The organism is Variovorax sp. Varisp36 (genome assembly GCF_047304235.1).
GTDB lineage: Bacteria > Pseudomonadota > Gammaproteobacteria > Burkholderiales > Burkholderiaceae_C > Variovorax.
Genome location: NZ_JBGLYU010000018.1, coordinates 16048 through 35744, shown reverse-complemented (window position 1 = coordinate 35744; position 19697 = coordinate 16048). Strand labels below are relative to the sequence as shown.

Annotated in this window: 21 protein-coding genes; 8 read left to right on the top strand and 13 right to left on the bottom strand. The window is 68.2% G+C overall.

What is annotated here, in order from left to right:
- Nucleotides 1-55: 55 nt before the first annotated feature.
- Complete coding sequence (locus ACCD11_RS13155; protein ID WP_413314193.1) at nt 56-1111, top strand: sugar phosphate isomerase/epimerase family protein; 1056 nt, start codon at nt 56-58, stop codon at nt 1109-1111.
- Between the two features lie 8 nt (nt 1112-1119).
- Here ACCD11_RS13155 and ACCD11_RS13150 read toward each other — a convergent pair whose 3' ends face one another.
- A complete protein-coding gene (locus ACCD11_RS13150) occupies nt 1120-2577 on the bottom strand; it encodes a PLP-dependent aminotransferase family protein (RefSeq protein WP_413314191.1) in 1458 nt (485 codons plus the stop codon).
- 84 nt (nt 2578-2661) lie between these two features.
- Between ACCD11_RS13150 and ACCD11_RS13145 the strand changes: the two genes are divergently transcribed.
- The 4 genes from ACCD11_RS13145 (at nt 2662) to dbpA (ending at nt 6366) form a co-directional block, all read left to right on the top strand.
- Nucleotides 2662-3900 (top strand): MFS transporter, encoded by a 1239-nt coding sequence (locus tag ACCD11_RS13145; protein WP_413314189.1) that lies wholly within the window; start codon nt 2662-2664, stop codon nt 3898-3900.
- Between the two features lie 354 nt (nt 3901-4254).
- Nucleotides 4255-4524: a hypothetical protein gene (locus ACCD11_RS13140; protein WP_413314241.1), complete on the top strand. Its 270-nt coding sequence runs from the start codon at nt 4255-4257 to the stop codon at nt 4522-4524.
- 58 nt (nt 4525-4582) lie between these two features.
- Nucleotides 4583-4852 carry a translation initiation factor IF-1 gene (gene infA, locus ACCD11_RS13135; RefSeq protein WP_007828652.1) on the top strand — a complete coding sequence of 90 codons (270 nt, stop codon included), beginning with the start codon at nt 4583-4585 and terminating at the stop codon, nt 4850-4852.
- An 83-nt stretch (nt 4853-4935) separates the two neighbouring features.
- Nucleotides 4936-6366, top strand: coding sequence for an ATP-dependent RNA helicase DbpA (gene dbpA / locus ACCD11_RS13130; protein WP_413314188.1), 1431 nt, complete (start codon nt 4936-4938; stop codon nt 6364-6366).
- Here the strand turns inward: dbpA and ACCD11_RS13125 are convergent.
- On the bottom strand, nt 6341-7786 hold the full coding sequence (locus ACCD11_RS13125) for an MATE family efflux transporter (protein WP_413314187.1): 1446 nt from the start codon (nt 7784-7786) through the stop codon (nt 6341-6343). The genes dbpA and ACCD11_RS13125 overlap by 26 nt on opposite strands.
- A 59-nt stretch (nt 7787-7845) precedes the next feature.
- Between ACCD11_RS13125 and ACCD11_RS13120 the strand changes: the two genes are divergently transcribed.
- Both ACCD11_RS13120 and ACCD11_RS13115 read left to right on the top strand, forming a co-directional pair.
- A complete protein-coding gene (locus tag ACCD11_RS13120; RefSeq protein ID WP_007828646.1) occupies nt 7846-8016 on the top strand; it encodes a hypothetical protein in 171 nt (56 codons plus the stop codon).
- Between the two features lie 81 nt (nt 8017-8097).
- Entirely contained in the window at nt 8098-8412 is a 315-nt protein-coding gene (locus ACCD11_RS13115; protein ID WP_007828645.1) for a hypothetical protein, read from the top strand.
- 35 nt (nt 8413-8447) lie between these two features.
- Here the strand turns inward: ACCD11_RS13115 and ACCD11_RS13110 are convergent, their stop codons facing one another.
- Complete coding sequence (locus tag ACCD11_RS13110; RefSeq protein ID WP_413314186.1) at nt 8448-9335, bottom strand: LysR substrate-binding domain-containing protein; 888 nt, start codon at nt 9333-9335, stop codon at nt 8448-8450.
- Nucleotides 9336-9416: 81 nt separating this feature from the next.
- Here ACCD11_RS13110 and ACCD11_RS13105 point away from each other — a divergent pair, with 81 nt between their 5' ends.
- Nucleotides 9417-10304, top strand: a complete 888-nt coding sequence (locus ACCD11_RS13105) for an EamA family transporter (RefSeq protein ID WP_413314185.1) — start codon at nt 9417-9419, stop codon at nt 10302-10304.
- Here ACCD11_RS13105 and ACCD11_RS13100 read toward each other — a convergent pair.
- The 10 genes from ACCD11_RS13100 to ACCD11_RS13055 all read right to left on the bottom strand — a co-directional run bounded on the left by ACCD11_RS13100 (nt 10292) and on the right by ACCD11_RS13055 (nt 19586).
- Complete coding sequence (locus ACCD11_RS13100) at nt 10292-11230, bottom strand: fatty acid desaturase family protein (RefSeq protein ID WP_413314183.1); 939 nt, start codon at nt 11228-11230, stop codon at nt 10292-10294. The two genes, ACCD11_RS13105 and ACCD11_RS13100, sit on opposite strands and share 13 nt — an antisense overlap.
- Before the next feature lie 84 nt (nt 11231-11314).
- Nucleotides 11315-11983 (bottom strand): GntR family transcriptional regulator, encoded by a 669-nt coding sequence (locus tag ACCD11_RS13095; RefSeq protein ID WP_157632108.1) that lies wholly within the window; start codon nt 11981-11983, stop codon nt 11315-11317.
- A 26-nt stretch (nt 11984-12009) separates the two neighbouring features.
- A complete protein-coding gene (locus tag ACCD11_RS13090; protein WP_413314182.1) occupies nt 12010-13287 on the bottom strand; it encodes an FAD-dependent oxidoreductase in 1278 nt (425 codons plus the stop codon).
- Complete coding sequence (locus ACCD11_RS13085) at nt 13284-13532, bottom strand: (2Fe-2S)-binding protein (RefSeq protein ID WP_413314181.1); 249 nt, start codon at nt 13530-13532, stop codon at nt 13284-13286. Before ACCD11_RS13085 ends, ACCD11_RS13090 begins: the two co-directional genes overlap by 4 nt.
- The gene (locus ACCD11_RS13080) at nt 13529-14632 is read right to left on the bottom strand and encodes an NAD(P)/FAD-dependent oxidoreductase (RefSeq protein WP_413314180.1); all 1104 of its coding nucleotides are present in this window, start codon (nt 14630-14632) and stop codon (nt 13529-13531) included. Before ACCD11_RS13080 ends, ACCD11_RS13085 begins: the two co-directional genes overlap by 4 nt.
- A gap of 11 nt (nt 14633-14643) precedes the next feature.
- A complete protein-coding gene (locus tag ACCD11_RS13075; RefSeq protein ID WP_413314179.1) occupies nt 14644-15579 on the bottom strand; it encodes a 4-hydroxyproline epimerase in 936 nt (311 codons plus the stop codon).
- Nucleotides 15580-15593: 14 nt separating this feature from the next.
- Nucleotides 15594-16727, bottom strand: coding sequence for a branched-chain amino acid ABC transporter substrate-binding protein (locus ACCD11_RS13070; RefSeq protein ID WP_413314177.1), 1134 nt, complete (start codon nt 16725-16727; stop codon nt 15594-15596).
- Between the two features lie 38 nt (nt 16728-16765).
- Nucleotides 16766-17680: a dihydrodipicolinate synthase family protein gene (locus ACCD11_RS13065; RefSeq protein ID WP_413314176.1), complete on the bottom strand. Its 915-nt coding sequence runs from the start codon at nt 17678-17680 to the stop codon at nt 16766-16768.
- Nucleotides 17681-17745: 65 nt separating this feature from the next.
- On the bottom strand, nt 17746-19062 hold the full coding sequence (locus tag ACCD11_RS13060) for a type II toxin-antitoxin system HipA family toxin (protein WP_413314175.1): 1317 nt from the start codon (nt 19060-19062) through the stop codon (nt 17746-17748).
- A complete protein-coding gene (locus ACCD11_RS13055; protein WP_413314174.1) occupies nt 19062-19586 on the bottom strand; it encodes a helix-turn-helix domain-containing protein in 525 nt (174 codons plus the stop codon). Before ACCD11_RS13055 ends, ACCD11_RS13060 begins: the two co-directional genes overlap by 1 nt.
- Nucleotides 19587-19697 lie beyond the last annotated feature (111 nt).

Below are 19697 nucleotides of genomic sequence, written 5' to 3'. Positions count from 1 at the left end.
ACGACACGCCAAGTATGCTTTCAACGCCGCCCCAACGAAGAAGGAAGACAAGCCGATGAAAACCATCAAGGGCCCCGCCATTTTTCTGGCCCAGTTCGCGGGGGACACCGCCCCGTTCGATACGCTCGACGGCATCGCCGGCTGGGCCGCCGGGCTGGGCTACAGGGGCGTGCAGATCCCGAGCTGGGACGCGCGCCTGTTCGACCTCCGGCGCGCCGCCGAAAGCAAGACCTACTGCGACGAGGTGAAGGGCACGCTGGCGAAGCATGGCTTGGAGATCACCGAACTCTCGACGCACCTCCAGGGCCAGCTGGTGGCGGTGCATCCGGCCTACGACGCGGGCTTCGACGGCTTCGCGGCGCCCGAGGTGCGCGGCGACCCGGTGCGGCGGCAGCAGTGGGCGGTCGAGCAGCTGCACTTCGCGGCCAAGGCCTCGGCCAACCTGGGCCTCACGGCGCACGCGACCTTCTCGGGCGCGCTGGCCTGGCCGTACCTGTATTCGTGGCCGCCACGCCCGCCGGGCCTCGTCGAGCAAGCCTTCGACGAACTCGCGCGCCGCTGGCGGCCGATCCTCGACGCCTTCGACGCCGTGGGCGTGGACGTGGGCTACGAGATCCACCCCGGCGAAGACCTGCACGACGGCGTGAGCTACGAGATGTTTTTGGAGCGCGTGAACAACCACCCGCGCGCCTGCCTGCTGTACGACCCGAGCCACTTCATGCTGCAGCAGCTCGATTACCTGGCCTACATCGACCACTACCACGAGCGCATCAAGATCTTCCACGTGAAGGACGCCGAGTTCAACCCGACCGGCAAGCAGGGCGTGTACGGCGGCTTCCAGAGCTGGATCAACCGGGCCGGGCGCTTCCGCTCGCTGGGTGATGGGCAGGTGAACTTCAAGGCCATCTTCTCGAAGCTGGCGCAGTACGACTTTCCGGGCTGGGCGGTGCTGGAGTGGGAGTGCTGCATCAAGCACCCGGAAGACGGCGCGCGCGAGGGCGCAACGTTCATCGCCGACCACATCATCCAGGTGGCGGACCGGGCCTTCGACGACTTCGCGGCGGGCGGGGTGGACGTGGCGGCCAACAGGCGGACGCTCGGAATCGGCTGACCTGACCGTCAGAGCAACGCGACCAGCCGACGGATCGCGCCATCGATCTGCTGCTCGGCGATCAGCCCGTAGCCGAATGCGAGGCCGTTGGACACGCCGGGCGCGTGCGGATCGAGCGCGAAACGCGAGAGCGGCGGCAGCGTGATGCCAGCCGCGGCGGCGCGCTCCACCACCGCATCGGCGCGCGTACCGCCGTGCAGCCGGGCCGACAGGTGCAGGCCGGCGTCCGAAGGAATCACTTCGAGCCGGCCCGCACCGTGGCGTGCCAGGGCCTCGAGCAATGCGGTGCGCCGCGCGCCGTAGAGTCTGCGCATCTTGCGGATGTGGCGCGCCAGGTGCCCTTCGGCGATGAAGGCGGCCAGCGCCTCCTGGCCCAGCACCGGGCCGTGCCAGTCGGCCAGTTCGCGCGCGCGCACCAGCGCCGCGCGGGCCCAGGGCGGCGCCACCACGAAGCCCAGCCGCAGCGCGGGGAACAGGCTCTTGGAAAAGGTGCCGATGTAGAAGACCGACTCGGCGCGGTCGAGCGTCTGCAGTGCATCGAGCGGGCGGCCGGCGAAGCGGAATTCGCCGTCGTAGTCGTCCTCGATGACGACCGCGTTGCGCGCCCGCGCGAAGGCAAGCAGGGCGGCACGGCGCGGCGGCGACATCGCCACGCCGGTGGGGAATTGGTGCGAGGGGGTCACGCAGACCACGCGGGCCCCGGGCGGAATGCGGTCCACGCACATGCCTTCGTCATCGGTCGGCACGGTCACCACTTTCGCGCCAGCGGCCAGCATGGCTTCGCGCAGCGAGGGGTAGAACAGCTGCTCGACCGCGACCACCGTGCGCCCCGGCACGACGAGGATGCGCGCGAGCAGCCCGAAGGCCTGCTGCGCGCCGGCCGTGACCACGATGTCACCGGCGGTGCAGCCGACGGCGCGGGTGAACGACACGTGCTTCGCGATGGCCTCGCGCAGCGCGCCCTGGCCCTGCGGGTCGGCGTAGTCGGCGGTCTGGCGTGCGACGCGGCGCAGCGCGCGGTCGCTCACGCGGCGCCAGATGTCGAAGGGAAAGACGCTCACGTCGGGCAGGCCGACGCGGAAGTCGTCGCGCGCTGGCGATGGCTGCAGCGTGGGGACGAGGTCGGCGCCCGGAACAGCGAGGGGCACCAGACGGGGGTCGCGCCGGGCTGGCGAGGCTTTGGTGGCGCGGCCACGCCGGGAGGCCGGCAACGTGTCGGCCACGTAGGTGCCGGCGCCGGGGCGCGCCAGCAGGTAGCCCTCGCTCAGCAGCAGGTCGTAGGCCGCGAGCATGGTGTTGCGCGACACGCCCAGGCGCTGCGCCAGCGCGCGCGTGGCGGGCAGGCGCGCGCCGGGCTGCAGCCGGCCGTCGAGGATGGCGCCGCGCAGCTGGCGGTGCACCTCGCGCAGCAGTTCGCGCGAGCCGGCGCCCGGCAGGTGGATGGCGAGTTCGAAAAGTGGCTCCATAAACTTCGTTAATTGTGGTTCTTTTGAAGGGCCAATTGCAAACGTACTCTGGAGGCCTCGAACACAGCTTCAACGGAGTCCCTCATGAACGGCACCGATCTCCCGACCTCGCGACCGCCTGAACGCCTGCCCCTGAGCCTGGGTTGGCTCGCACTGGGGGCCTTTGCCATCGGCACCGAAAGCTTCATGGTCGCGGGGCTGCTGCCGGTGCTGGCGGCCGACCTGCAGGTCAGTGCCGCACGGGCCGGGCAGTTGGTGCTGCTGTTCGCGCTGAGCTATGCGATCGGCTCGCCGGTGATGGCGGCGCTGCTGGGGCGCTTCGGTCGCCGGCCGCTGCTGATTGCCAGCCTCGCGGCCTTCTCGGCGCTGACGCTGGCGGCATCGATGGCGCACGGCTTTGCGCAGCTGGCATTCGCGAGGGTCGCGCTGGGGCTGGTGGCCGGCGTGTTCCTGCCAACCGCGAGCGCGGTGGCGGCCGCCATGGTGTCGCCCGCGCTGCGCGGCCGGGCGCTGGCCATCGTGACCGGCGGCGGCACAGTGGCAGTGGCGCTGGGCGTGCCGCTGGGTGCGTGGATCTCCGGCTGGGGCGGCTGGCGCACGGCCTACCTGCTGATCGCGGCTGCGGCGGCGCTTGCCACCTTGGGCCTCGCCCTCGGGCTGCCGCGCACGCTGGCGCAGGCCCCGGCGGCTGCAAAGCGCGCGCCGGCCTTTGCCGTGGCCCGCGAGCCGGGCGTGCTGCCGGCCTTGCTGATCAGCATGCTGTGGGCCACGGGCGGCTTCAGCTTCTACACCTACATTGCACTGTTCCTCTCGGAGACGCTGGGCTTCGGCGCCGAAGGCGCGAGCGCGGTGTTCTTCGCCATCGGCGTGGCGGCAGCCATCGGCACCGCGGCCGGCGGCTGGGCCACCGACCGCTTCGGCGCCGATCGCATGGCGCAGGGCTTCGCGCTGATGCTGGTGCTGATCCTTGGTGGGCTCTCGTTCTCGGCGCAGATGCTGCCGCGCGGTTTGGCACTGCCGCTGATCGTGGGGCTGTCGGCGCTGTGGGGCTTCGCGGGCTGGGGGTTCGGCCCGGCGCAGGCGGTGCGGCTGATCCGGCTGGCGCCGGAGCACGCGCCGATGACGCTGTCGCTCAACGCGTCGGCGATCTACCTCGGCATTGCGGCCGGTTCGGCACTGGGCGGCATGGCGATCGAACTGGCCGGCGTCGGCGCGGTGGGCTGGGTGGGGGCGGCCTGCCAGTTCACAGGGCTGATGCTGCTGTTGCGCGCGCCGCGCGCGGCCCGCAACGCCTCGTCAAACTATGTTTTTGATAGCAAATAGTGCTTGAACAACGGCCCTTCGGGGCCTTTTTCATGAGATCGTTGTTTTAAAGACAAGCAACTGTCATGCCCTGCAAGCTATAATGTCGGGTTCGTTTCGATACCACGACGAAGAATTTCGTCAATACCGCCGGCTGACCTGCACTGTCCCTTGGATTCTTCAGGCCTCTCACTCCCAAGCCGGCTTTTACAGTGTGTTGGAGCGCCAGACCGGGCGCCCATGATTGCCACCACTGCCTTCGTTCCTGTTGAAGCGAATAGCGCGTCCGCCGCGCCATTCCGGCCGGCCCACGCCCGTTTTCAATTATTTTTCAGGCACTTCGCGCTTTGCATCTGCGCGCTGTGCCAAGGCTTCATGGACATCATTCAACACAGTATCGCGGTGGGCAAGTACCTTGTTTCCCCGCTCATCCGACATCAGGACGACGGCAAGTACGCCGCTTCGGTCTCGATCCGCTCCGGCCGCGGCAGCGGCATGCACGACCGCGTGATGCGCTTCACGCCGCGCTTTGCCAGCCACGCCGCCGCCGTCGGCTACGCCATCGACCAGGGCCTCGGCTGGGTGCGCGAACGCGCCCCCCAGGTTTCGAAGACGACCCCTCTCGCGCTTCCGTGCGCGGGCTGAAACAATTACGCCCAATTCCATCTCCAACAAACATCGAACGAGTCAGAGGTAACCACATATGCCCAAGGAAGAACTGATCGAAATGAACGGCGCAGTGACCGAAGTCCTGCCCGACTCGCGCTACCGCGTCACGCTGGACAACGGCCATCAGCTGATCGCCTACAGCGGCGGCAAGATGCGCAAGCACCACATCCGCATCCTGGCGGGTGACAAGGTGTCGCTCGAACTCTCGCCCTACGACCTGACCAAGGGCCGTATCACCTTCCGTCACCTGGAACGCCGCGGCCCGCCGCCGACCACCGGCGGCAACAACTCCCCCCGCCGCTGATCCGCAACTGACGAAAGGCCTTGCGGTGCCCGCGAAGGGCACCGGCAAGGCTTTTGTTTTTTGCACTTCCCGGCTGCTGAACGATGACCACACCCAACCCCACAGCCGGCGGCCCCCCAGCCGACAACGGCTTTGCCTCACTGGCGCTCTCGCCCCAGATGCTGGCCAACCTCACCCAGCTCGGTTACACGCAGATGACGGCCATCCAGGCCGCCGCGCTGCCGCCGGCGCTGCTCGGCAAGGACCTGATCGCGCAGGCCAAGACCGGCAGCGGCAAGACCGCCGCCTTTGCGCTGGCGCTGCTTTCCAACCTGAACCCGCGCCGCTTCGCCATCCAGGCGATGGTGCTGTGCCCGACGCGCGAGCTGGCCGACCAGGTCACGACCGAAATCCGCCGCCTGGCGCGTGCCGAAGAAAACATCAAGGTCGTCACGCTCTGCGGCGGCGTTGCGCTGCGTGGGCAGATCGCCAGCCTGGAGCACGGCGCGCACATCGTCGTCGGCACGCCCGGCCGCATCATGGACCACCTCGAGCGCGAGAACCTGAACCTCGAGGCGCTCAACACGCTGGTGCTCGACGAGGCCGACCGCATGCTGGACATGGGCTTCTTCGACGACATCGTGACGGTGGCGCGCCAGTGCCCTTCGGCCCGCCAGACGCTGCTGTTCTCGGCCACGTACCCCGAAGGCATCGCCAAGCTCGCGCAGCAGTTCATGAAGAGCCCCGAACAAATCACGGTGCAGGCGCAGCATGAAGGCAGCAAGATCCGCCAGCGCTGGTACCAGGTGAAGGACAGCGAGCGGCTGCACACCGTGAGCCTGCTGCTCGACCATTTCCGCCCCGTCAGCACGCTGGCCTTCTGCAACACCAAGCAGCAGTGCCGCGACCTCGTCGAGGTGCTGCAGGCCCAGGGCTTCAGCGCGTTGGCGCTGTTCGGCGAGCTGGAGCAGCGCGAGCGCGACCAGGTGCTGGTGCAGTTCGCCAACCGCAGCTGCTCGGTGCTGGTTGCCACCGACGTGGCGGCGCGCGGTCTCGACATTTCGCACCTCGAAGCCGTGATCAACGTCGACGTGACGCCCGATTCCGAAATCCACATTCACCGCGTCGGCCGCACCGGCCGCGTGGGCCAGCAGGGCGGCTCGGAAGGCCTGGCGCTGAACCTGGCCAGCATGAACGAGATGGGCTTCGTCGGAAAGATCGAGCAGCTGCAGGGCCGCGAATCCGAATGGCACGAACTGGCCGAGCTCACGCCGGGCAAGGGCGAGCCGCTGAAGCCGCCGATGGCCACGCTGCAGATCGTGGGCGGGCGCAAGGAAAAGATCCGCGCCGGCGACGTCCTGGGCGCGTTGACCGGCGACTGCGGCTATGCCAAGGACCAGGTCGGCAAGATCAACGTCAACGAGTTCTCGACCTATGTGGCGGTCGACCGCGCCATCGCCGAAGAAGCCGCGCGCAAGCTGTCGGCCGGCCGCGTGAAGGGCAAGTCGGTCAAGGTACGGCTGCTGGAGCAGTAGCCGCCGCACCGGCCTGCGGCGAGGTCGGTGCCAGCGGCGCATCGAGCGCCGGGGCCGCGCCTGCAGGCGCCTCCTGCCGCGCCAGCTTCGCGGCCAGCCGGAACGCCACGATCACCGCCAGCAGGCCGAAGATCGACGAGCCCACGGCCTGCCCGATCAGCACGCCTGACGCACCGTAGCGCGAGCCCCACCACGCGAACGGAATCGTGCCCAGCGTGGCGCGCCCCCAGTTGAATGCGGTCGACAGCAGCGGATGCCCGAGGTTGTTGAAGGAGGCGTTCGCCACGAACAGCCCGCCCGCGAAGAAGAAGCTCGCGGCCGTCCAGCTGCAGAAGAGCGAGATCAGCTCGGCCGCCTGCCCGTCGGCCGAGAACGCGCGGATCAGCACGCCCTGCCCAAGCGCCAGCACCAGCCACGCCACGGCCACCGACGCCATCATGAACAACAGGCTGTCGCGCAGCCCTTCCTGCACGCGACGGAACTGCCCCGCGCCCAGGTTCTGCGCGAGGATCGGCCCGACCGCGCCGCTGAGCGCATAGACCAATCCGAAGGCCACCGGCGTCAGCCGGTCGATGGTGGCCGCGCCCGCCACCGCCGAGGGCCCGAACTGCGCGACCGAATGCGTGACGAAGGCCGCGCCCACCGGCGTGGCGAGGTTGGTCAGCACCGCCGGCGCGGCCACCTTGCCGAGCGCGCGCGCATCGCCGCCCAGTCGCGACGGCTCGAAGCGCCCGAGCATGCGGTGCCTCACCGTCACGCCGTGCAGCCCGATGGCCGCGAGCACGATGCGCGAGACTACCGCGCTGATGGCGGCGCCGTCGAGTTCCAGGCCGAAGCCGAAGATCAGGATCGGGTCGAGCACCGCCGTCACGAAGGCGCCGCCGAGCGTCACCGTCATCGAGCGGCGCGCATCGCCGATGGAACGCAGCAGCGCCGAAGTCGCCATGCCGATGCCCAGCAGCGGCAGCGTGTGCACCGTCACCGAGAGGTAGCGATGCGCGAGCCGCGCCGTCTCGCCCTGGGCGCCCAGGGCCTGCAGCGCGGGATGCAGGAAGAACGCCGTGCCGGTGCCCGCTACCACCGACACCGCCGTCATCAGCACCAGGCTCGATGTGGCGATGCGGCGCGCGTCCTCGCCACGGCCGGCCCCCACGGTGCGCGACACCACTGCCGCGATGCCGATGGTCAGCCCGATGCACAGCGACGCATGGAAGAAGCCCATCACGCCCGCGAAACCGACCGCCGCGGCAATCTCCTTCTCCCCAAGCAACGAGATATAGAACAGGTTGATGAGGTCGACCGCGAACACCGCGATCAGCCCGATGGCCCCCGTGCCCGCCATCACGCAGACATGGCGCATCAACGACCCCGAAACGAAGCGCGCGCGCTCGACACCACCCGCCGTTGCGGTTATTGGCATATGAAATTCCCGATGTGGCCTAATTGCAGGTTCGAACATCACTTTTACCCGAGCTTTTCATGCCCAAGACATTCCGTACCGAAGCCGAACGCGTTGCCACCCCCAAGCCGACGCCTATGCCCGGCTACACCGTGCCTCGCTCCGGTGGCGGCCAGAAGGTCAGCCTCGAACGCGGCACCGCAACGCGCAGCAAGAAGAACCCTGGCAAGCGCGCCAAGAAGGGCGGCTGATCCGGCCCCCGCTGGCTCCCCGGAGCCACGACGAACGCGCCCACGGGCGCGTTTTGTCGTTGGGGCAGCTATAAGGCAGCGATGTCCGACGACAACCAGATCCTCATCCCGCCCTCGTTCTTCGCGGTCTACACCGACGCGCGCCAGCGCCTGAGCGAACCGATCGGCCTGGTGCGCGAGCGCTACGAGATGTGCGAAGACCTCGCCAGCCACCTTGTGGGCCACGCGCAGATCCAGCACCACACCGAGGTGCCGGTCGAAAGCGAGATCCTGCGGCGCATCCACGCCGGGCTCGCCGCGCCCGAATCGGGCGTGTCGGCGGCCGAGGCCACGTGGATCGTGCAGCGCCTGGCCGAGCTGCTGGGCTGGGAAAGCCCCGAGCGGGCCGACGACTGACGCCACGCGCGCCGTCGCACGATGGCTCCGGGCACTCAATGCCCTGAAAAGCGTTCCTCAAGGAAATCCACGAAGACACGCGTCTTCGCCGGGAGGTGGCGCGAGGGGTAGACGGCATAGACCGGCGTCCTGTCCGCCTCCCAGTCTTCGAGCACGGCCTGCAGGCGGCCGCAGCCCAGCTCGGCCTCGACGTAGATGCGCGGGATCAGGCTCAGGCCGAAGCCCGCGAGCAGCGCGTCACGCACGGCGATGCTGGAGCTGACCTTGTAGCGCCCGTCGATGGCCACGGCCACGCTGCGGCCGGCGCGGTTGAAGGTCCACTTGTTCGCGTGGCCCGAGAGCGTGAACTGCACGCACTCGTGGGCCTTCAGGTCTTCGGGCTGCGCGGGGCGGCCGAAGGCGGCGAAGTAGCCGGGCGCGCCGCACAGCACATGGTCCATGGTCATGAGCCGGCGCGCGACGAGGCTCGAATCCTCCAGCCGGTCGCTGCCGCGGATGGCCAGGTCGTAGCCCTCGCCGATGATGTCCGAGCGGCTGTCCTGCAGGTTCAGCTCGAGCCGCAGGTTCGGGTAGCGCTTCATGAATTCGGGAATGGCCGGCGACAGCGAGGTGAGCGCAAAAGTCAGCGGCGCGCTCACGCGCAGCACACCGCCGGGGCTGCTGCCCATGGGCGCAAGGGCGGCATCGGCCTCGGTGAGTTCGTCGAGGATGCGTGATAAGCGCTCGAAGTACGCAGCGCCCGCTTCTGTCAGGCTCATCTGCCGCGTGGTGCGGTTGATGAGCCGCACCTTCAAATGCGCCTCCAGCTCCGCGATGTTCTTGCTGACGGCCGCCGCCGACAGCCCCATTTGCCGCGCGGCGCCGGCGAAGCTGCCCGTGGCGGCGGTGGTGCGGAAGACCTTGAGAGCCGTGAGATGGTCCATGCTGAATTGACGACTGGCGGTAAAGAATCAATTCATTATTCGGGCATTCACAACCCATGGTCAATTCACTAGATTCGACCCATGACAAGCCGCACCACCGACCTCCTGCTCACCGCGACCGCGCCCGCGATCTGGGGCAGCACCTACATCGTCACGACCGAGCTGCTGCCGCCGAACTACCCGCTGACGGTCGCCCTGCTGCGCGCGCTGCCCGCCGGCCTGCTGTTGCTGCTGATCGTGCGCAAGCTGCCCGAGCGCGCGTGGTGGGGGCGCATCCTCATCCTCGGCGCGCTGAACTTCTCGATCCTCTGGGCGATGCTGTTCCTGGCGGCATACCGGCTGCCGGGCGGCGTCGCGGCCACCATCACTTCGGTGCAGCCGCTGCTCGTGGTGTTCCTGGCCAGCGTCTTCCTGGGCTCACCGATGCGCGCGCTGTCGGTCGCAGCGGCGGTGGTCGGCATCGGCGGGGTCGCACTGCTGGTGCTCACGCCGAATGCGGCGCTCGATGCCATCGGCATTGCCGCGGCCATTGCCGCCGCGGTGTCGATGGCCTTCGGCACGGTGCTGAGCCGGCGCTGGCAGCCACCGGTGTCGGCGCTCACCTTCACCGCGTGGCAGCTCACCGCTGGCGGCCTGCTGCTGTTGCCGGTGGCGCTGCTGCTGGAGCCGCCTCTGCCCGCGCTGACGGCGCAGAACTGGATCGGCTTCGGCTGGCTCGGCCTCGTGGGCGCCGCGCTGACCTACATCGTGTGGTTCCGCGGCGTGGCGCGGCTGGAGCCCTCGGCGATCGCGCCGCTGGCTTTCCTGAGCCCCGTGACGGCGGTGATCCTGGGCTGGGCGCTGCTGGAGCAGGCGTTGTCGGCGTGGCAGGTGACGGGGATCGGCATCGTCATTGCGAGCATCTGGCTCAGCCAGCGCGGGGCGCAGCCTGTGGTGCGGGCCGTGCCGGCCGCGCGTCAGGCCAGCTGAGCCGAGGGCGAAGTCGCGCGCTTCAGCAGGCTCAGGTAGCCGGGCTGCACCTCCATGCGCGCGATGGCGCCCTGCCGCTGCAGCAGGCGATGCGCCTTCGGCAAGGCCCAGCAGGGCAGGTTGGTGAACATGTGGTGCTCGCAGTGGTAGTTGACCCAGTAGGGCGCCACCAGGATGCGTTCGAGCCAGCCGGCGTGCGTGGTGCGGGCCTGACGCAGCGGATCGGCCTCGTTCTGCGCGACCAGCGCATGCTCGGCGATGTTGCGCACGCGGCTCACGAGCGGCAGCCACGTCGCCATGGGCAGCAGCCACATCAGCAGCCATGCCCACCAGCAGCCGGCGAGCGCGAAGGCCAGAAATCCGAGGCTGTTGGCAATGAGAAAACGCCTGTCTTTCGCAAGCTCCCGGCCAAACACCTCGAGCACCGACTCGCCCGGCCCACGCTTGCGGATGCCTTCGGCAACATGCCCGAAGCGCTGCTTGTAGAAAGTCTGCCCGCTCAGGTCGCGCACCACCTTGCGCCACATCGACGCGCGCGTGATCGGGAAGGGCGCCGACAGCACGAGGTCCGGATCTTCGGTCTGCTGCACGAAGCGGTGGTGCTGCAGGTGATACGGACGGTAGTCGCGCAGCGTCGACGAGCACAGCCAATGGCCCACCCAGTCGTTGACCTTGCGATTGCGGTGCAGCCCCGCGTGCGCCGCGTCATGCATGAGGATGAACAGCCCCAGCTGCCGCGCACCCACTACCGGCACCACGAGCGGAAGGGTCCATGGCCACACGATGCCCACGAGCATGGCTGCGCCGATCACGGCCCAGCAATGCAGCACCAGCCACAGGCCCTTCCACGACGAACGCGCAGTGAGCGACTGCCATTCCTCGGCGGTGAAGAACTCTTCGGGTTGGGCGCGGGGGGCGGCGGCCATGCGGGCCAGTATGCGCCGCCGGCCCGGGCAAGGCACGCGGAATTCCCCGCAGTGCGGCGGCGAGTGGAGGCGAGGCCCTTCGGCCTACTTGTCGATGATCTTGCGCGCGAAGACTTCGAGGTAGTCCATCAGCCGCTCGGCGCCCGCGATGGCGGCAGCTTCGTCGCCGGTCGCGATGCCCTGCGCCAGCTCGAGGTGCGCGTTGGCGCCCTCGACGATCTCCCCTTCGTGCTGGTAGGCATACCAGAAGCGCCGGCACTGGACGATCGGCGGGATCACCGCCCTCACTGCCGAGTCGTTGTGGCTCGCCTGGTGATTGACGAGGTCGAGTGCATGGTCGGCGCGCATGTAGCCGGTGAGGTCGCCTCGTGCCGCGGCCTCGACCATGGTCCGGGCGCAGCGGACGATGTCGGTGCGCTGCTGCGCGGTGGCCCGGCGCGCCGAGCAGGCGGCGATCAGCCGTTCGAGCACGCGCCGGGTCTGGATCACGTCGAGGTGGTCGGCCAGGTCGATGGCCGACACGAGCAGCCCGCGGCGCGGTTGCTGCACGATGAGTCCGATGGACACCATGCGCATCAGCGCCTCGCGCACTGGCGTGCGGCCGAGCCCCGTGCGCTCGGCGAGTTCGGCCTCGACGACCTGGCTGCCGGGCTGCAGCTGCATGGTCGACAGCAGCGTCTCGATGGCGTCGTAGGCCAGGTCGGCGGCGCGGCGCTTGGGCGGTGGACGGGAGGCGGTCTTCGAGGCGGGCATGGTCTTGTTCTGCGGATGCGGCGGCGTCATTGTCGGGGGTCGCCGTCGTTCGCCAAGCCTGCGAGTGTCGAGATGCGGGCCGGCGACAGCGGCGGGCGCGGCACGGGCGGCGTCCATCCGAAGAGGAAATGCGCCGCGTCGCCGCAGACGCGGCCCTGGCAGGCACCCATGCCGCAGCGGCGATGCAGCTTGGCGTCGGTCCAGCCGGTGCAACCTGCCAGCGCGGAGAAGGGAACGTCTTCGCAGCGGCACACGAGCGTGTCGGGCTGCGGCATCGTCTTGATATCCGGCGCCAGCGCGAAGCTGCGGTGCAGCTGCGCAGCGAAGGCGTTCCAGCGGGCGCGTTCGCCTTCGTGCGCCTTGGCTGCGTGTTCGTTGCCGACGGCCGCATGGCCTGCGATCGTGCCCTGCGCCAGTGCGCGTTCGCTGCCGCCGAAGCCGGTGCACTCGCCGGCTGCATGGATGCCGGGGACGCTGGTGGCTTGCAAGGCATCGACCCACAGGGCTTGTGCCTTCAGCGCGCAGCCGAGCAGCTGGCCGAGCTGCGTGTTGGGTGTGAGGCCGAAACCGCAGGCGATGCGGTCGCAGGCAATCTCGGTCTCCTTGCCGCCTTGCCGCAGCCGAACCGACTCGACGCGCTCCGTGCCCTGCGCCGCAATGATGCGCGACGAAGTGCGGTACTGCGGATCGGCCAACGTCACCGCCTGCGCGGCCTTGCCGGGCCAGCGAGCGAGGCTGGCGCCGAAGCGTGCGACCGAAGCGAACGACGCCTGCTCCGCGACGCGCAGCACCTTCGCGCCGGCTGCGCGCGCGGTGGCTGCGGCGGCAAGCAGCAGCGGCCCGCTGCCCGCGATGACGATGCGTTCGCCCTCGACCGGCATGCCCGCCTTGACGAGCGCCTGCAGCCCGCCCGCGCCGGTCACGCCGGGCAGCGTCCATCCGGGGAAGGGCAGCAGAAGTTCGCGTGCCCCGGTGCAGAGAATGAGCTTCTTCCACCGCATGCGCGTGGCGCCTTCGGCGTCTTCGAGCAGCAGTTCATGCGGCGAGGGCACGGCGACGACGCGCGTGCCGCTGCGCACGCGGATGTTGGCATGGCGCTCGAGCGCATCGCGCCATTTGCGCGCCGCAGGCGGCAATGCCGCGCCGGGGCCATCGCGCCAGATCTGCCCACCGGGCACGGGGTTGTCGTCGATCACGACGATCGATGCACCGCTGGGCGCAGCCGCCACCGCCGCGGCCATGCCGGCCGGGCCTGCACCGACGACGAGCACCTCGCATTCTTCCTGTGCCATGCGGGTCGTCATTCCGTCGTCTCCACGCGCATGCCTTCGATGCAGACGGTTTGGCAGGCGAGCCTGCGCCGGCCATCGACCAGCACGCGGCATTCCTGGCACACGCCCATGCCGCAGAACGGCGCGCGCGGCTGGCCCGTGACCGAAGTGCGCGCCACGCCCATGCTGCTGGCCACGCGCAGCGCGGCGGCGACCGAGCTGCCCGCCTTCACGCGCACCAGATGGCCGTCGATGTTCAACAGGGTGTGGCTGCTCATGCGAACTCCCGGAGGCTGCGCGGCGCGTAGGGCGCCGCATCGAAGTCGGGGGTTGCGCCGGTCATCAAGGCAGCAAGCAGATGCGCGCTGCCCGGCGCAGTGGTCACACCGAGCCCTTCATGTCCGACAGCGAGCCAGAGCTTCTCGCGCCACGGGTGCTTGCCCAGCAGCGGAAGCCCGTCGGGCGAGGCCGCGCGCATGCCGGTCCACGAGCGCACCGCGTTGAGGTTCGCAAGCCCCGGCAGGTAGTCCAGCGTGCGCTGGAGCATGCGCGCGAGCATCGGCGCCTCGACCGCCGGGTCCGTTGTGTCGAACTGGCGCGACGAGCCGACCAGCAGCTGCCCCGTGGGCCGTGGCTGCACGTTGAAGGCGACCGAGTCGCCCTCGCTGTGGTGCGCGCTGGTCACGTAGCCGAGCTCGACCAGTTGGTGATGCACCGTGCCCGGATAGCGGTCAGTGACCAGCAGATGGCCCTTCTTCGGGCGGATCGGCAGTTCGGGGCACAGCGTCGTCGCCTGGATGCCGTTGGCCAGCACGACCTGCGGCGCTGTGCGGCGGCTGCCGTCGGCGAGGCGCAACGTGCCGTCGTCTTCGATGGCCTCGACCTTCGCATGCTCGACGCGGATCGATTCCGCGTTGTGGGTGAGCAGCCAGCGTGCGGCGTTCGGCGCATAGAGGATGCCGTCGCCCGGCACTTCGAGAGCGCCCGACAGCCCCTTGCGCAGCGCGGGCTCCGCGCTTGCCAGTTCGCGCGCATCGAGCAGCCGGCTGCCGATGCCGTGCGTGCGCAGCCGCTGTTGCTTGCGCTCGGCCTCCGCCATCTCTTCGTCGTTCGCGGCGATCCAGAGCGTGCCGCAGGCGCTGTACGCGCAGTCGTCGCTCATGCGCGGCGCCAGCTCGCGCCATTGCGCGACCGAATGGCGGCTCAGTTCGAGCTCGGCCGCGTTGTCGTCCATCACCACGAGGTGGCCCATGCCCGCGCCGGTGGCACCGCCGATGCGCGCATCGAGCACCAGCACCCTGCGCCCCGCCTGTGCGAGCGCCTGTGCGCACGCCGCGCCGACGATGCCGGCGCCGATGACGATGACATCCGCGTCCATGCCGCCCGATGTCAGAGCCGGATGCCCCAGCCGAACGGGTCTTCGTCGTCAATCAGCAGCGTCGCTTCGGCGCTGATGTGCGCGCGGCCTCGCAGCGTGGGAATGACCTTGCCATCCGCCATCTCGTAGCTGGCCTCGAAGCGGCTGCCGATCACGCTGGCCTGCGTCCACACTTCGCCCGGCGCGAGCTTGCCGTCCGCCGCGAGGCAGGCGATCTTGGCGCTGGTGCCGGTGCCGCAGGGCGAACGGTCGTAGGCGTTGCCCGGGCACAGCACGAAGTTGCGGCTGTCCGCGCCTTCATCGTCGTTGGCAAAGAGTTCGACGTGATCGATCTCCGCGCCGTCCGCGCCCGTGATCCCCTGCGCCGCCAGTGCGCGGCGCAAGGCAGAGGTGTAGCCGGTCAGCGCCGCGAGGTTGTCGCTCGCCACGCGCTGGCCGTGCTCGCTCACCAGGAAGAACCAGTTGCCGCCCCAGGCCACGTCGCCGCGCACGGTGCCGTGGCCCGGCAGCTCGACCGCCACCTGGTGCAGATGCCGGTAGGCCGGCACGTTGCGCACGCTCACCGAGCCGTCTTCGTGCAGCGTGGTCGTGACCGTGCCTACAGGCGTCTCGATGCGGTGCTCGCCCACGCCGATGCGTCCCATGTGCGCAAGGCTCGCGACCAGCCCGATGGTGCCGTGGCCGCACATGCCGATGTAGCCGGCGTTGTTGAAGAAGACCACGCCGGCGGCCGCATCCGGCGACACGGGCTCGCAAAGCAGCGCCCCCACCACCACGTCGCTACCGCGCGGCTCCAGCACGGCCGCCGCGCGCCACTTGTCGTGCCGCTCGGCCAGCAGCGCACGGCGCTCGGCCATGCTGCCGCCGCCCAGATCGGGAAACCCGCCGATCACAAGGCGCGTGGGCTCGCCGCCCGTGTGCGAATCGATGACCTGGATGCGTTGCATGTGGCTGGGTCCGATCAGTAGCTGGCGAGGGGAACGGGCGCCGCGTTCTTGAAAGTGAAGACGGTGATGGGCGCCTGCTTCATGTTGCCCTTGTCGTCGTACGAATAGGTTGCGGCCACGCCCTTGTAGGTGGTCTTGTAGAGCTCGGCGCCCACCTTGTCGGGGTCGATGGAATTGGCCTTCTTCATCGACTCGCCGATGAGCAGCACCTGGTCGTAGTACGAAGCAGCGTACGCGTCGGGATCGACGTTGAAGCGCTTCTTGAACTTCTCCTTGAAGGCCGGGCCGCTTTGCGCCTTCTCGAGGATGGAGCCGCCCTGCGCGCAGAACACGAGGTCGTTGACTGCGTCGCCGCCGAGCTTGCCGGTGGCCGGGCTGCACACGGTGTCGCCGCCCAGCAGCTTGCCGGGTACGGCGAGCTGCTTCATCTGGCGCGCCATGGGCGCGGCCTGCGGTGCATAGCCGCCAAAGAAGATGGCCTCGGGCGCCTTGGCCTTCATGTTGGTCAGGATGGCGGTGAAGTCCACGGCCTTGTCGGTGGTGAACTCCTGGCCGACCACGGTCAGACCCTGCTTCTTCGCTTCCTTGGTGAACTCTTCGGCGAGGCCCTGGCCGAAGGCGGTGCGGTCGTCGATCACGCCGACCTTGGTCACCTTCAGCACCTTGGCCGCGTAGACCGCCATGGCGCCGCCGATCTGGTTGTCGCTCGCGATGATGCGGTAGAGGTTCTTGTAACCGCCCTGCGTGACCTTCGGATTCGTGCCCACGGTGGAGACCATGGTGCCGCCTTCGCTGTAGATGCGCGAAGCCGGAATGGCCACGCCGGAGCAGTACGGGCCCATGACGTACTTGACGCCGTCGTCCACGAACTTCTGCGCGACGCTCACACCGGTCTTGGCGTCGCACTGGTCGTCTTCGGACACCAGCTCGAACTTCAGCGTCTTGCCGCCGACGCTGAGTTTTTTCGCGTTGAGTTCCTCGACGGCGAGGCGCACGCCGTTTTCATTGTCCTTGCCCGCGAAGGCATTGGGGCCCGACAGCGGACCGCTGTGACCGATCTTGACCACCTGCTCCTGTGCTTGTGCCTGACCTGCGATGGCGATGGCCACGAGGCCGAGAAACGAAACCATGTTTGCTTTTGACTTCATGCTTCTTCCTAGGTTGGGACAATGAAAAGAGGGGCGTATTACATAACCGATTGGTACTGCGCAGGCCGCGTGGCGAGCGCCTTCTTGACGATCGCTTCGATGAAGGCGCGCTCCTCGCCGATGAGCGGCAGGCGCGGACGGCGCATGTGCTCGCTGCCCACGCCCACCAGCACGTCGATGAGCTTGAGGTTCTGCACGAGCTTGGTCGACACGTCGAGGTGCAGCATCGGCGTCATCCACTGGTAGAGCTTGAGCGCCTCGGCGAACTTGCCGGCCTTCATCAGGTCGTACAGCGCGACGGTCTCGCGCGGGAACGCGCAACCCACGCCGGCCAGCAGGCCGTCGCAGCCCAGGGCCAGGCCTTCGTAGGCCAGGTCGTCCACGCCCAGGAACAGCTGATAGCGCTCGCCCACCGTGTTGCGCAGGTCGGTGATGCGGCGGATGTCGTCGGTGCTCTCCTTGATGGCGGCGATCCACTCGCAGTCGGCCAGCTCGACCATGTGCTCGGGCTTGAGGTCGACGCGGTAGGCCACCGGGTTGTTGTAGACCATGATGGGTTTCTGCGCGGCGTTGGCGATGGTGCGCACATTGAGCATCGCCTCGCGCGCGTCGGCCACGTAGATCACCGAGGGCATCACCATGAAGCCGGCCACCCCGAGCTTGTTGGCGCCGTCCACGTAGCGCAGCGCTTCGCGCGTGCTGGTTTCCGACACATTGGCCAGCACCGGGATGCGGCCGTCGGCGGCGTCCAGCGCGATCTTCGCGACCTGCAGCTTTTCTTCCAGCGTCAGCGTGCTGGCTTCGCCGAGCGAGCCGCAGGTGACGAGGCCGTGGATGCCGTTGCGGATCTGGAAGTCGATGTGCCGGGCCGTGCCCTCGGCATCAATGCTCTCGTCGGCGTGGAACTTGGTGGTGATGGCGGGGAAGATTCCTTGCCAGCGGGGATTGGTCACGGATGGTGCTCCTGATGGTGTGCGGTGGAAATCAGGCGCACTTTAAATATATTAAGGATATATCGTCAAGATTTTTCTATCCCCCCGAGGAAGCGCCCGGCTTCGCTTCGCATGCCCTGCGAAATGGCTTCCCAGGTCCGCGCGGGAAAGTCGCCGGGCAACAGGGCTTCGACTTCGCCCAATGCCTGGTCGAGCGACGCCACCATCTCCAGCATGGCGTTCCACACGTCGATGCCACCGTTCTTCATTGCCAGCTGGTGCCAATGGCGCGCCTGGATGGTGTGAAAAACGTAGTGCTTGCTCTTGGAGCGAACCGCCATGGCCAGGCCCGCCTGCCGCGGCTGGAAATGGTTGGGCCCGTTGCCGAAATAGGGCCACATCGAAATGATGTCGTAGAGCGGCGTCATGTCGTAGACGTCGCCCTGATACAGGCGGACTGAAAAGTTCTTGGCGTGGCCGTCCGTCCCGGCGAGAAGAAAGAAGGCCAGTTGGGTCAGCAGGAACCGGGTGCCGTCGTCAGCGCTGCGGCTTCCCTGCAGGAGCTGCAGGCACCTGGGCATGCCGGGGCCTCCATGCTGCTCGTACTTTTCGTTCGACGGCAGTCCCATGGCCTGGCAAAAATCTTCTTGCGGCAGGCGCGCGATCCATGTGCCGCCGTCCATCCACTCGCGATCGAAGCGCTCCACCATCAGGACCGTCTGGCCGCCGAAGCTCGCCATGGATGTGGGCGCCACAAGCAAGCCGAGCGCCTCGACGATCTGCGCGCAAACCCATTCGTTCTGCACCGAGTTGGACGCATCCACGCGCCTGGAGCCGCCGATGAGCCCGAGCGGCAGCTTGATGATGTGCGTGGTGGGCGTGGCGCCGTGCGGGCGGCACCACGCGCCGTTCCAGCGGGTCAGGGCGGTCTTCTCCTGGGCACCGGCAAGGGAGATGCGGAACAGGTCTTCGTCGCGCATGCTTTCGGGGGTGGCGTCGGACGGAACGGCCCGCAGCAACTCGGCGATTTCCTCTTCGTCGAGAGGCTCGCAGTTCATGGTCTTCCAGCCTTCGGGCGCGGCGCCTTCAGGCAGTAACTGCACGGCGCCGACACAGTCGCGCCCGATGGCTTCGAGCAGGTCGAAGGTGCTGATGTCCTTGAGCTTGAAACGATGGCCCAGGCGCGCGCGGATCCCGATGTTGTCGGGCAGCAGGTTGTCGAAGTAGTTCCTGACCACCTCGCCCTGAACTTCGAGCGTGCTGTTGATCGGAATCGACAGCGACAGCGACCGCTGTCGCGGCGATTCCAGCCACCCGGGGTGATACCTGAAGGTGTGGGAGTCGCGATCGACAGACCAGGTGCCGACCAGTTCCCCGTTCATCCACGCATTCAGCGCCTGCATCACCAGGAACCTGTCTTTGGCCGGATGACGAAGCTGCGGCGCGATGTCGGCTTGACGTCCATGCCCGGGTTCAGCGCTTGAAGCAGCCGGAGCAATGCACCCGGCGCGGTCGATGGAACCTGAGCCGCCGCGTCCTCGAACGATGGCGGCGCCGGAGTGCCCGACTCCCCGGGGGCCAGCGTCACCAGCACGGAGCCGCCACTCATCTTCCGGGTTTCCCACCCTGGCGGGACTTTCACGGCCGTGTCCTGTGGAGGCTCGTACTTCACGCGCTCCTCCATCGCGTACAGGGGGCCGCCGCTTGAAGGTGTTTCTTCCCGCAGGTAGAAGGACGCCCCCAGCACCGACAGCAGCTTCGTCAACTGCTCGAAACCGACGGCACCGGGATTCGCCTCGATCTCTGCGATCCGGGCCTGGCTGACGCCGACGAGGGCACCCGCTTGCGCCTGCGTCAGGCCGCGTTTTTTCCGCAGCGCCTTCAGGTGTGGCCGTAGCTGGTCGACGAAGCGAAGGGGGAAGTCCATCTTGCAAGCAAGATATCGGCCCTGGCTTGTTTTGTCAATATATAAGCTTTAGAGTATTTTTACAGCTTACAAGCTTGAGCTTTTAATAACCCAAAACAAGGCTCAGCTTGT